We start from the raw sequence: 13816 nt of genomic DNA, 5'->3' as shown, positions 1-13816 counted from the left end.
TTTACCAATTGAATGATGAAAACAAAGATACTTATTCTATCATTACTGTGCTCCGGACTGAATGCCGGGGCACAACAAGCATATCTGAGCCGCGAAGAATACCGCGACAAGGTAGAAGCATACAGCCAGATTCTAAAACAACAGCATCTGAAAACATTCGCCAGTACCGAGGCACGCAAGATTGCCTCCACCGGTTTCCTGCCCCAGATTGACATCATCGCCGAGGGTACCGCCAATCTCAATCATCTGGACCAATGGAACAGTCCGAAAGGAGACTACCGCCCTTATACCTATCAGGCACTTGCCACCTTGACGCAGCCGCTTTATACCGGAGGTTCCCTAATAGCCCAAAAGAAAGTGGCGCAAACCGAAGAGGCACTGGAGCAACTAACCACAGAACTGACCCTCGACCAGATACACTATCAAAGTGACGCCGTCTATTGGAATGCCTCTGCCGCCCGTGCCGGTCTGAAAGCCGCGGCTACCTTTCAGGATATTGTACAACAGCAGTACGACATCATCCAAGACCGCTTCGATGACGGCGCCATCAGCCGCACAGACTTGCTGATGATTTCCACCCGGCGTAAGGAGGCCGAATTACAGTACATCAAGGCACGCCAAAACCATACCCTTGCCCTGCAAAAACTGAATATCCTTATGGGCTCGGAACCGGACGCTCCCATAGACAGCATAGCCGAAATAGATATACCGACTGCCCCCATCATCCCTTTGGGCCTGGATGATGTGCTGCCCCGCCGGGCAGAATATGCCAGTACCTCCGTGAACATCGCCCGCAGTGAAGCGCAACGGCATGCCGCCCTCAGCCGCTACAATCCACAAGTCAGCATGTTTCTCGCTACCGGTTGGGATACGGGAATCGCCTATATGGGGCAGAATGTACCTCATACTCCCGTCGCAGGGATCAACGTCAGCATCCCCATCTTCCGTTGGGGAGCCCGCTTCAAGACAAACCGCCAACAGAAAGCCTATATCGGCATACAGAAGCTGCAACAAAGCTATGTAACGGACAATATTCTGGAAGAGCTCTCCGCAGCCACCACAAAGCTAACGGAAACTGAACAGCAAGTCAAGACGGCCCGGGAGAATATGACACTTGCCGAAGAGAATCTAGACCTTGTCACCTTCTCTTATAATGAAGGAAAAGCCAGCATGGTAGATGTACTGTCCGCACAACTCTCATGGACACAAGCACACACCAACCTGATTGATGCGTATCTCGCGGAAAAGATGGCGGTAGCTGAATATTGGAAAGTGGTCAGCGAATGAAATGCCCCTCAACGAAAAAGATAAAGAAACTCCGGCATGGCTTTGTAAAGCCATGCCGGAGTTTCTTTATCTTTCCCCTACTGACCAGGTTTATCCCAAGAATGAAATCAATACACCAGCCGCAACAGCCGACCCGATTACACCGGAGATATTACTGGACATACAGTAATTCAGCACATGGTTTTTCGGGTCATATTTCGTTGCAATCTCATTGCAGACGCGGCTTGCCATGGGCACGGCACTCAGGCCGGTAGCACCAATCAGTGGATTGATCTTCTTCTTGCTGAATAGGTTGAACAGCTTCACAAAGAAAATACCTCCCGTAATGGACAATGCAAATGCCAGGAAACCGCCAATCACAATACCGATGGTTGTCCAATTCAGGAATGCCTCACTAGTCATCGTGGCGCCAACGCTCAATCCTAAAAAGATGGTAGCTGCATTCATGATACTATTAGCAGCAGCGTCGAACAAGCGGCTTGTATCAGAACCGATTTCCTTAATCAAATTACCGAACATCAACATACCAATCAAAGGTACTGCCGTAGGCACAAATAAAGCAACAATCGTAGTCACTGCAATCGGGAAGATAATCTTCAATACACGCAGATTCTTAATCTCGATTTTCGAAGGATACAGCTTCTCCTGCTCCTTCATGTTAATCATCAATTCCTTCTTGGTACAGAACAACTTCACCACCATCGGAATGATGACCGGTACCAGCGCCATATAAGAATAAGCAGCAATGGCAATCGGTCCCAACAGATGGGGAGCCAGCTTGATGGTAGTAAAGATAGCCGTAGGGCCATCGGCACCACCGATAATGCCCAACGCACCCGCTTCCTGCGGAGTGAACCCTATCATCACAGCACAAAGCAGTACGGTGAAAATACCTAACTGCGCAGCCGCACCGAATATGGAGAGACGCAAGTTACGGAGCATCGGACCGAAGTCCGTCAGCGCACCCACCCCCATAAAGATGACAGGTGGCAGGAATCCGGTCTTAATCAGCATATAATAGATGAAGTTCATCAGTCCAAGGTCGTGCGCTATTTCGTGCAACGGCATCTCCCAGATATTCTTCATCACCCCGCCTACCATGACCATTCCGTTTTCATCCGCCTGAATCACACCCATCTCGCCGCCAGGAAAATTGGCGATGAGTACACCGAAAGCGATGGGTACCAGCAACAATGGTTCATAGTGCTTCTTGATGCCCAAATAAAGCAGGATAAAAGCGATGGCATACATCACGAGGAACGACGGATCAGCAATGATATTGCTGAAGGCCGTCATATCATAGAGTTTTGCAAATATATCTTCCATTATCCTATCTTCATTAATACATCATCTTCAGAAACAGAGTCACCCGGATTGACACAGATGGCAACAACCGTTCCATCAAAGTCTGCACGGATGGCATTGTATGTCTTCATAGCTTCGATATAGCAGAGAAGATCGCCACTCTTCACCTTGTCACCCACTTTCAACGGGGTTTCTTGTGCATTCTTCGTCAAGAAGAACTTGCCTTCGAGCGGAGCCGGAATATCCTGACCTTCGCCTACGGGAGGAGCAGTCACCTTCTCGGTAGCCGAAGCGGGCAGGTCAATGTCACCATAAGCCACCGTTACGCGGTAGGCCTGACCGTCCACCTGCACGGTGAGCGTCTTGGGTTTGGCATCGTCCAGCGGAGATTTGTCACGTTCAGCACGGCGTTTCTCCACATCCTCCAGGAAGTCCTGCTTGGCCTTGCCACTCTTGTAAGCCTCGTATTGAGCCGGGTGCATGGCGTATTCGAAAAGCTCTTCGTCGTCCTCGCCCAATTCCCATTTGTTTTCCTTCATCAGCTTGCGGTACTTGTCCAAAGCATCGGGATAGTTGTCTTGCGGATTGCCGGTGAAGAATTTACGTCCTTCGCGCTCTGCTTTCTCAATAAGCTCAGGAGCCAATTCACCCGGCAACTTACCGGCTTTGCCCAGCAGCATATCCCAAATATCATCGGCAATCATGCCCCAACGTTCCTTGCCCTTCTCCATAGCAATGACGTTCATCATGGAGAGATTCTTGACATACTGGCTAAACGGAGTCACCAATGGCGGATAACCTACACGCGGCCAGACGTATGCCACTTCGTTGAACAACTTGATGAGCAATTCATCCTGCTTCATGAAGGGCAGGTTGCGTTTTGCCTTATATTTGTTAATGGATTCCAAATTGGACTCCAGGTCTGCCATCAAACTGCCCATCATGCCGCCCGGAAGTCCAGGACCAATCAGCAGGGAGTTCATCAAACGGTTACGCGGGCTGATGTACAAGCCAAGGAAATCATCCATAAATTCCTGGATGAGGGCACGTACCTTCATATATGCCTCCATGTTGATTTCGGGCACCTGGAAGCCTGCATCTTTCAGCATAGCCTGCACGCTGAGCAGGTCTGCATGTCCTGTACCCCATGAAAGCGGTTCCATACCTACATCAATATAGTCGCAACCTGCCTCGCACACTTCAAGAATGCTTGCCATATTGAAGCCGGGCCCCGCATGACTATGGTACTGGATAGGAATATCGGGATGTGCCGCCTTGATATTGGCCACAATCTTACCCAGGGAAACCGGACGTCCGATGCCTGCCATATCCTTGATGCAAATTTCATCGGCACCAGCCTTGATAAGCTTCAAAGCCATGTTCGTGTAGTATTCTACGGTATGGATAGGTGAATGGGTGATGCAGAGCGAACATTGGGAAATCATTCCGGCATCGTGTGCATAACCAATGGAAGGAATGATATTGCGAGTATCGTTCAGACCGCAAAAAGTACGCGTGATGTCCGTACCTTGCGCTTTCTTCACCTTATAGAACAGCTTGCGTACATCGGCGGGCACGGGACTCATGCGGAGGCCATTCAAGGCACGGTCCAACATGTGAGTCTGGATACCGGCTTCGTGGAACGGCTTCGTCCATTCGCGCACGGCTTTATTCGGATTCTCCCCAAACAGCAGATTTACTTGTTCAAAACCTCCGCCATTGGTTTCCACGCGCGCAAAACAACCCATCTCAATGATAGCGGGAGCTACTTTCACCAGCTGGTCAACACGGGGTACATATTTTCCGGCACTCTGCCACATGTCCCTGAATACCAAGCTGAACTTAATTTCCTTTTTCATACTAAATTATTCGGTGTGTTTTTATATAAGATTATTATTTCAGATTTTTTCTACCTTAGCAACTTTACCCTTACCTTGTGTCACTACTGTTACGGCTGCACTGATAGCTGCCAGAATATTACCGGGGACAGGTGCAGGACCATTTGCTGCAGCTTTGGCCGGTACCACTTCTTCGGGTGCATATTTGTTCACAAGTGCAATGAGACATTTTCCTAAGTAGATAACAATCAGCAGGATAGCAAAGACTGTTGCCATACCTACCACCATTAGCAGAAGTGCTATGTTCAAGTTTTCCATATTATAAATTATTAGTTATTCCGTAGGATTTAAAAAAAATCGTTCGAAATTAGCGATTATCCGTTAAAGAAAGGTGGTAAAAAATAATAAAAGATGCTAAAACGTCACTTCCCGCACTACCGGAGAGGTGGTACGGGAAGTGTATAATACCCCATTTATGTCAAGAAAAGAGGCAATTGGCGGGATGGGAAAAATCAGCCCAGCGGGTTCTCTCCCTGATCGCCGTCGTTGCCGCCCTGGTTGCTGCCACCTTGATTGCCACTGTCAGAAGAAGGAAGCTTGCCCCACTCTTCCCAAACAATCTTCGTATTCACCATGCTGCGGGTAATCACCTGACGGCCACTATTACGCTCCACTTCGGGCAAAAAACGGACACGTACTCCGTTAATCAGCGAAGCGCTTACCTCCGCAGCCGTCGGCACTCCTCTTTTAGTAGAGGTGGCAGTATAGTAGAAGGTGCCTACACCGTTTATCTTCACAGTACGTCCCTGCCCCATGAAATTGCTCAATACACGTCCCAAGTTCTCCATCACCGCATACGTGTCACCACGGGTCACGGTAGAAAGAACAGACAGCTCGTCTGCCACTTCACGGGTAGTAACCGCCTTGCCCCAGGTTACTGATTGAGGATACCACAAATCGTTTACTTTTTTCTGAACTCTTTTAAAAAATGCCATAATCGTAATGTTTTAAATGATTAATTAATAATGTATATCCGGTTTCTCTTGTCTCACCCGAGAAGCAGAAGTTTTCATCGTGAGGCCTCAACGATTCAGCCGTCTGCTTTTCTCAAATTCGATGTTGCAAAGTTAGGGTGGGAAACAAGGGAAAACAAGAAAATGGCATCTACAACCAATTTACATAAATCACTAAAATACAAACAATTACAAAAACAACATCTCTACAAGAAGAAGGGGAAATAAAGCTGAAATAAGAAGAATAAGGTGATAATCTCTACAAGCTATACACGCAAACTTCTGATAATGAAGGCACCTATATCTTCCGGTCTCTACAAGATAGTTACTATAAGCTATTCTTTGCAATATGACATCATTTAGAGTTTATGCCAGTGAAAAGAAAGAATGCACACATAGAGAGAATGTGCCTCTCTACGTGTTTGGCTGATTTTACTTTGTTACTGCATTATACAAATCCTGGTAGGTTTTCACCACACTATACGCCACATCGCCAGTGCTGATAGCTGCAAAATGGCGACGGGCGCACTCTATCTTGGCATCCTCGGCACGGCGAAGTTGTGATACTTCGATGTCGTTGCCTTTGGTTTCTGCCACGAAATAGACGTGCTTCACGGAATCTTCTCGAAAAGCTACAGCCCAGTCGGGATTATATTTGCCCATCGGAGTGTTGATGTAGAATCCACCGGGCAGTTTGCTATATACCACCACATCATCCTCAGCTTCCAGCGACTCGGCAAAACTCTTTTCGATACCTTCACTATCTACCACTACAAGATCGTAAAGCGACTTGGTACTTTCGATAGCATTCTTGCCAAGTGTACCACGCAGCGTAGCTTCCTCAAAGATGCCAGTACCAAAAGTTCCAGCACATTTCTCATACTGAATGTGTTGGATGAGCGAGATAGCCTTACAATCGTTGATGATGCGACCGGCTTTGATGATGAACTCTTCTGGATTCAGCTTGAACTGATGGAAAGTCGCAGGATTAACGCCTTTCAGCATTTCTACAATGGTGCGGCGAGTTAGACCGGTGGATTGCACGAGTTCACCTACCAAGTCGTAAGTTACTTCTGCTCCAATAACTTCCGTTACCCGAATGGTTTTCACTGTAGCGGCACTCATGGCTGCTCCGGCTTCCAATTCTTCGCGGTCACGGATGCTTTCCATGCCGCCACTCTCCACTACAATACGGATTTCTGTCACATTCAGGTGCTTGTCGAGTGCATCAATGGCACTCTTGATGAGTTTTGGCGTTTCAAAACTCACGTTATAGTAGGTACGTGTATTAATGCGCCGCCACAACTCTTGCCACTCTTTTTTGTTGAAGTTGTCTTTAACTAAGTGAGCCTCCGTTTTATTACGTCCATTGGCTGGTTTGAAGGCATCGGGATTGAACACTTTATCCAACTGTTTGATGATAAACGAATGTAGATTTTCCACCTCACCAAACTGGAGCGAATCGGCTTTCTTTTCGTCAAAGTACTTTTGCGTGAGCTTGCCCTTCTTGATGTAACCTTGGACTATCAGTTCTTCGTGGATTTCCACGGCTTGTTCGGTCGTAATCTTTATGCTGTGTCCATCTTGTGTCTGTGCCAGTTGGTCGGCAAACAGTGTGGCTGTCACCACTACCGGACGGCTGGCACAGGCTTCTGCCATATCGGTTTGCAGCTTCTTGGCAAAGTCGTCATAGCTCTCGCTGGCAATAACGGTCAGGATATTGGTGTCGAACACATGGTCACCCAATACGTCGGCATCTTGACGTTCGCCCTTATCGTTGACGCATAGGCGCATACCACGACCCACCTCCTGACGTTTCTTGATTTCGTTGGAGGTGTCTTTCAACGTACAAATCTGGAACACATTAGGATTGTCCCAACCTTCCTTCAAGGCCGAGTGAGAGAAGATGAAGCGAATGGGGCAACTTTGGCTAAGTAAGCGCTCCTTATCCTTCATGATAAGGTCGAAACCACGTTCTTCGTTTTCGCCTTCCTTATTCTTCGATTCCACGTTCTTCCCTTTTTTATCGATAGAGAAGTAACCATCGTGAATGTTTTCGGGCGCATTCTTCGGATTGGAAAGGAAGCGAGTGTAGGCGGTATCCTTAAAGGTAGACATAAGCTCTTGCAAGGCACGTTGGTATTCCTCTTCAAACATCCGTGCAAATTTCCCCTTCTCTGCCGTGTCCTTACCGTAGATGCGGTAACTATCCACATGATCGATAAAGAAGAGCGAAAGCACCTTGATGCCGCGAGCAAAAAGTTGGCGTTCACGTTCCAAATGAGTCTTGATGGTTTCACGTATCTGGTGGCGACGGAGAATATCCTCATTCACACTGCCCACCACCTCACCGGGATGAAGCGTCAGTCCGTTGAGAAAATGCACGGTATTGGTCAATCCGTCTATACATTCCACTTTAAAGTTATTGGCATACTCCTGCAAACCACCGCTTTGCTCTTTAAGATCGAACCCTTCGCCGACCAAGCGAATGGTCTGGCGTGTGCCATTGGCAGTCTTGACATCGAAGCCCAATCGAGCTTGTGGATTGCCTTTGCTAATGACGATTTCATCCAGATAGACATAGCTATTGGTAGCTGTAGAACCCACTTGATGCACACTGCGTACCTCTATTTTTTTCACCAGCTTCTTGTTGTAAGCGTCGATGGCATCGAGGCGATATACTTGGTTGAATATTTCACGGTGCGTGGCACTATAAAGTAAGGTAAAGAGCGGATTAAACAGTTTGATACCTTTTCGTGTGGCATTGCCTTTGTCCGTACCCAACACGCTTTGCGGCTCGTCAATAATTAGGATGGGATTCGTTTTTGCCAAGATGTCAATAGGCTTTCGCGAACCGAACTCATCACGGCGTGAGAAGATGATACGGGCTGCGGAATCACCTGCGCGACCTTCCTTGTTTTTATCCTCGTTAAGCGAAGCATTGAAAGCCTGCGTATTGATAATCATTGCATGAATGCCGTTATCCGAAGCAAAGGCATCAATCTTAGCGAGCTGCTTCGAGTTGTAGATGAAGTATTGCATGCGCTTACCATATTCTCCAGCAAAGTGCTCTGCCATACTTTCAAAACTCTTGAACACGCCTTCGCGGATGGCAATACTGGGCACTACAATCACAAATTTCGACCAGCCATAACGGGCGTTCAGCTCATACATGGTCTTGATGTAGGTATAGGTCTTACCCGTACCTGTTTCCATCTCGATGGTAAAGGTACGTCCGTCTCCCTCCAGATGCTCCACGGGATTCAATCCTTCTGCCATCTGTATGCCACGCACATTCTCGCAAATGCTTTCATTGTCAAGTACAAGGGGAAAATTGCCGAAACCGTCGAAGTTGAGCGCACCAAACTTGTTCAAGAAGGTGCGGCTGCCATCGTGTTTGGGTTGCCCCTGAAACACATCGCTCACGCATTTGGCGGCTTCCGCTTGAAAGCGTTGATGTTTATATCTTATTTTCACTTTTTGCCTCCTTTCTTACTTTTGTCACTAATCGCCTTGATAGCGTTCAAATAGTCTTGCTCCACATCGCTGAGTGTGCGTTGTTTATATTTACGATACTCAGTAGCGGCATGATCCATCGCTTCTTGATGGGATACTAGGCCTCCATCCAGTAGGAGTTGTTCTCCAGTTGAGGTGAGTATGCGATCCAGATAGTTTGCCCAATCGTTCATGGTCATGGGTTGCTCTTTCTCGGCTTGGCTTTCTGCGAAATCAAGTAAAGCGATAATCATATCAAGATTATAGAAGGTTGTCATGTATGACTTACCATCTGTGGCAGTTGTTCGGCATTTCCGAACAACTGAGTCCTCTTGTAGTTCGCCTTCTTCGAAAATGTGCTTAATATGCTCACTTACATTCGATTTACTCGTCTGATACAGCTCGCACATCTGCGTTTGAGTAAGCCATAAAGTATCTTCCTCAAATTTCACATCTATCTTTGTCAGACCGTCATTGTCTGTATAAATTAGTATTTTGTTGTTCTCTTCCATGGACACGTCAAATTACTCTGATATTATTAAACGCATCATTATCCGACCAATCCAAGGATTGCTTGAACTGCTCATAAATATTGATTTTCTGAGCATCTTCCTTGAAGCAGGCATCACGGAAAAGTACACGCAAGGGACTCTTGTCGGCCATCGCAGTTACTACCTTATCGGTAATGCCCTCGGAAAAGCAAGCCACAAGTTCGCCTTCGTTGACAGTGTAGATGGTACAACCGTCCATGGTTTCTGTCTGCAAGGGCAAGTCCAAGCGAACACCCCATGCCAACATCGAACCATAGAGTAGGTCGAGGTCAGTACGATCGCGCTTGATATTATAGGCAAAGAGGTCAAGCTGGTCTTGCTTGTATTCCTTGGGTGAAAGTGATACTTTCTCGTAGTTGCTTTCGTCAAGGCGGTAGACACGGAAACCGGTGTCGAGGTTTTGGGTAGTAAGCGAGGAATCTGCTTTTATTTTTGCACCGGAACGACGGATGCGTTCTTTGGCTATCTCAGGGATAGTGGCGTAGCCTGCCTTACGTGCTTCGCTATCTTCTGGCGTTTCTTCGGGAAGCTGAACGCAGATATATCTTCTGTTACCTCCGTCTTCGGCGTTGAGTTGCATTACAGCATGAGCAGTGGTGGCAGAGCCTGAGAAGAAATCGAGGATAAGTGCATCTTTATCAAAATGAGTCATCATCTTGAGCATCCTTATCAAGAGATTTATACTTTTGGGATTGTCGAATGCTTTGCAGCCCATTAATTTCTGAAGATATGAAGTTGCGGAAGAAGTTAAGAAATCTGTATCCCACCAAGTCGTAACTTTTTTTCTTGATTGTCGAGCCTGATCTTCGTAATACTTCTTCTGGAGATTGTTCTCTGTGACAATAAGCAGTCCATTATCATACAGTTTCTGCATGGTCTCTTTTGAATATCTCCAATATCCTTCAACGCCCATAAATTCGTAAAAAGGATTACCTTTCTTTGCTCCACCAGGACCATCTACAGGTGCCAATTTATATTTTCCCTTATCGTCTTCTCGATCAAATCCGTCTAATACAGGGTCTTCTCCTATATTCTTTTGTTGAGCAAACACCTCATTTATTTCTTTGGCATAAAACGCAATGTGATTGTGATTCTCAGATATGATTCTATCATTAGAAACAGAGGCTCTATGCTTATGGCAAATATCAGCAATGAAATTATGCTCGCCAAAGACTTCATCACATATTTTGATGAGATTTGCATTCTCATCATCACCTATCGAAATAAAGATAACTCCATCCTCCGTGAGCAGAGAACGAGCCACCAGCAGACGACTATAAATCATACTGCACCAATCCGAATGAAACTTACCATTCGTATCGGAATTCTTCCTGAAGCGATAGCCCAACTCGTCCACATTGCCGGCTTTGAAATCCTCTTCGGCAGCAGTGAGAGCAAAGTCGTCATGATACACAAAGTCATTGCCAGTATTATAGGGTGGGTCGATATAAATCATCTTCACCTTACCCATATATGAGCGTTGTAAGAGTTTGAGCACTTCCAGGTTATCACCTTCGATATAGATATTCTTCGTATTGTCCCAATCCACGGAATCTTCCACCACCGGGCGTAATGTCTTATCGGTTGGTTTGGCAGCCTCCGCACGAGCGGCATTCTTACCTACCCATGTAAACTGATACATCTCGCCATCGCCGTCTGTGACATGGTCGCCAAGCAACCGGCGAAGCACCTCGAAGTTTACCTTTCGGGAGATTTCACCAGTCTTGTCATCACGTACTTCGGTAAATGCCGAAGGTGCTATCTGATAGAGCGCATCAAGATTGAGTTGCGTTCCGTCTGCAGAGTTCAAATCCAAATGTTTTAATATGTCAGTCATATATCTTGTTTCTTAATTATTTTCTAATGTTTTAAGTTTCTCTTTCTTTGATTTGTCCTTGATGAAAGTAGGAGATGTGAAAATGAAACGCAATTGTTCCACTTGCTCCAATTCTTCTTTCAATGCTTCGTAGGCATAGATGGAGAATGAAGCCGCAGCAATAGACACAAAAGTACCTTTGGATAACCGTCCTTTGATGTCATCCACTACACGCTCGTTTATATTGTTTATTAATTTGGAATGTTCCATCCTCGTTTTATTAGACCTTAGTTCTGCGGCACTTTACAAAACAATTATTTAAAGTACTGAGTAATAAAATATTGCCCAGTACTTTGCCATGTCAGAAGATTCACTTAAATTAGTGTTGCAAAAAAGCACAAGAAATCTTCAACAAGCATGACAAAAATAAGCATAAAATCCGGTAAACTCACTTCTTTTGGAGGGATATTTTTAATTATGGAGCAATTTGATTCTATGCTCTCATCCGTAATCAATTCAACACAGCAGTCCGATAGAGAGCGAACTATTGAAATAACAAGGAATAACAATATTTTTTAAGTCACCAATCAGTTTCTTATTTCATTTTGTAACAACATTTCAAATCCCAAAAACATCCGTTTCAAGCCATCAAACCGTCACAGTCCATCCCCTCCCAGAACACCTTCTGAAGTGGGGTAATTCAGTATACGACTAAATAGGATTCAATATACGACTGAATGGCATTCAGTATAAGACTGAATAGGGTTCAGTATAAGACCGAGGTTATATTAGTAGCAAAACAGAATTGAGAACAGAGGAAATCACCGACTTTTTGTCCTAATAAATCAACACAAATTGGCTATATTCCTAAAATAATCATATAAAAATATCAGCATTACTTCCGAGGTTATTCTCTATGGTTTCTTCCATAGGAAACTGTTGCTTGTCTATGCAAAAAGAACCATTCTTCCGTTCAAAAACCCAATTATCGTCCACCCGAAGCGAGTCGGACACTAATATACCACCGGCATTTTTAGAATAGACATAGACAACTATCCCGTTCTCAAACCTAAATGTATATTCGAACCCGACTACTCCCTCTTTCTTTCCGGCATAAATAAAATTCACACAATAATCTATCTTCTTCCATTGGGGCGACAAATGGTTCTCAATATCGAATAAGGCCAAACTGAAGTTTGTTTTACCCGATTCGTTCGGTCCATATACAATACCATTTTTTATGATACCGTCTTTGATAGCGTTTTTATGAACTCATAATTAGCCGGACTTGACAAATCCCACTTGAAGATACGGAAAAGGATTTCCGTAAAGAAATTACGGGCCCAATTTATCTTAATGCCACCTAATAGTTTCATACCCTTGTCACTGTTGTCTTGCAATCCGAAATTTCAGACATGGCACACTACTGTATCCAGCGTCTCTCCATCAGCAAACAGTCCACCATCTGCCTGCATCATCCGTTTCTTCAGGCGGAACTTCTGCTGGGACACGGAAGCGGGAGACACGGCAATGAGCGTGGCAATCTGTGCATTGCTGAAGTGCAGGCGGATAAGCATACAGAGCTGGCTGTCGGCAGGCGTAAGCTGGGGAAAGCGCAAGACAAGGCGTTTGGAAGCACCCTTGTATACTCTGTCAGTAAGCTTCTGCAAGTAGTTCCACTGGCTGTCCGCAAGGAATTTGGGCTGGATGCGCAACTGCTTCACCACTTCGTCTGCGTCTATCACGGCAGAAGCAAGCGCCTGCACCTGCCCGTCGAGCATCCGGACACGCTCGCCCTCTTTCCTCAACAGTTCCAGTTCGCGGGGCACGGGGTTGTCTTCATACTCCTTGAGACGGGCGCGGAGTGACTCGTTTTCCTTATCCAGACGGCTGCCATGTTCCATGAGGTTCGTCAGCGAGCTATGCACTTCTTCGCGCTCTTCGTCGGTCAGCGACATCTCCTTCAGGCATTCTTCCAGTTCCTCGCGCTCGCGTTCATTGTTGCGCAAGCGCTGTTCGTTTTCGCTCAAGGTGATAAGGTAGTTGCGGTGGTGGCGCTCTTTCTTGAACCGGACAAGGCTGAACAGCATAGCACCGGAAATGCTGAACATAATCACAGAAAACACTCCCCAGAAAAAACGTTCGTAACCACTGACCGACTTCAGCCGCACATGCCTGCCATCGGAAAGCTCCTTTATCTGATTGTATTCACGGTGCAAGCCGGAAATCAGGCGGACGGCCCGGGCACTGTCGACAGCACCGCATTGCACCAACGAGTCAGCATGAGAAAGGGACTGTTCGTAGTTCATCAAAGTTCTATCGGCAGGTTTCGAACAGGCTGTCAGCCCCAGAAGGAGAATCAGCAGGAGAAAAAGGAAGGTATGTTTCATCTTGAAATTTTGTGTTTATAATAAGTAAGGTGTAAAATCGGTAAGGAACGAGCTTACTTCAACAGTTTTCATAATCAATGCATATTAATCGTTGCAGAAACAAAGGTAACACTTTCTTCCC

General features: G+C 46.1%; 10 protein-coding genes and 1 pseudogene. 1 reads left to right on the top strand and 10 read right to left on the bottom strand.

Translation table 11 applies throughout. The annotated features are described in order from the left end of the window. Positions 1-12 precede the first annotated feature (12 nt). Positions 13-1287: a TolC family protein gene (locus tag EYA81_RS14005; RefSeq protein WP_131225935.1), complete on the top strand. Its 1275-nt coding sequence runs from the start codon at positions 13-15 to the stop codon at positions 1285-1287. A gap of 90 nt (positions 1288-1377) precedes the next feature. On the opposite strand, the gene EYA81_RS14000 is transcribed toward EYA81_RS14005, so the two are convergent. The 10 genes and pseudogenes from EYA81_RS14000 to EYA81_RS13950 all read right to left on the bottom strand — a co-directional run bounded on the left by EYA81_RS14000 (position 1378) and on the right by EYA81_RS13950 (position 13695). Further along, entirely contained in the window at positions 1378-2613 is a 1236-nt protein-coding gene (locus EYA81_RS14000) for a sodium ion-translocating decarboxylase subunit beta (protein ID WP_117601166.1), read from the bottom strand. Then, positions 2613-4451 (bottom strand): biotin/lipoyl-containing protein, encoded by a 1839-nt coding sequence (locus tag EYA81_RS13995; RefSeq protein WP_117601165.1) that lies wholly within the window; start codon positions 4449-4451, stop codon positions 2613-2615. The genes EYA81_RS14000 and EYA81_RS13995 overlap by 1 nt, the downstream gene beginning before the upstream one ends. A 39-nt stretch (positions 4452-4490) precedes the next feature. Continuing rightward, positions 4491-4748, bottom strand: coding sequence for an OadG family protein (locus EYA81_RS13990; protein WP_035449540.1), 258 nt, complete (start codon positions 4746-4748; stop codon positions 4491-4493). A 194-nt stretch (positions 4749-4942) separates the two neighbouring features. Beyond that, the gene (locus EYA81_RS13985; protein WP_117713536.1) at positions 4943-5425 is read right to left on the bottom strand and encodes an HU family DNA-binding protein; all 483 of its coding nucleotides are present in this window, start codon (positions 5423-5425) and stop codon (positions 4943-4945) included. 450 nt (positions 5426-5875) lie between these two features. Then, entirely contained in the window at positions 5876-8920 is a 3045-nt protein-coding gene (locus tag EYA81_RS13975) for a type III restriction-modification system endonuclease (RefSeq protein ID WP_131225933.1), read from the bottom strand. Continuing rightward, on the bottom strand, positions 8917-9450 hold the full coding sequence (gene rhuM / locus EYA81_RS13970) for a RhuM family protein (protein WP_131225931.1): 534 nt from the start codon (positions 9448-9450) through the stop codon (positions 8917-8919). Before rhuM ends, EYA81_RS13975 begins: the two co-directional genes overlap by 4 nt. A 7-nt stretch (positions 9451-9457) precedes the next feature. Then, entirely contained in the window at positions 9458-11326 is a 1869-nt protein-coding gene (locus tag EYA81_RS13965) for a site-specific DNA-methyltransferase (protein WP_131225929.1), read from the bottom strand. 36 nt (positions 11327-11362) lie between these two features. Beyond that, a pseudogene (locus tag EYA81_RS13960) lies at positions 11363-11575 on the bottom strand (type III restriction endonuclease subunit R); the annotation flags it as partial. A 606-nt stretch (positions 11576-12181) separates the two neighbouring features. After that, complete coding sequence (locus EYA81_RS19355) at positions 12182-12493, bottom strand: hypothetical protein (protein WP_207389413.1); 312 nt, start codon at positions 12491-12493, stop codon at positions 12182-12184. 221 nt (positions 12494-12714) lie between these two features. Further along, positions 12715-13695: a hypothetical protein gene (locus EYA81_RS13950; protein ID WP_131225928.1), complete on the bottom strand. Its 981-nt coding sequence runs from the start codon at positions 13693-13695 to the stop codon at positions 12715-12717. Between the last annotated feature and the right edge of the window lie 121 nt (positions 13696-13816).

Origin of the sequence: Bacteroides sp. A1C1, from assembly GCF_004328515.1 — a bacterium.
GTDB classification, from domain to species: domain Bacteria; phylum Bacteroidota; class Bacteroidia; order Bacteroidales; family Bacteroidaceae; genus Bacteroides; species Bacteroides uniformis.
The sequence above is the reverse complement of the archived record's forward strand: the minus strand, read 5'-3'. Positions and strand labels throughout refer to the sequence as shown.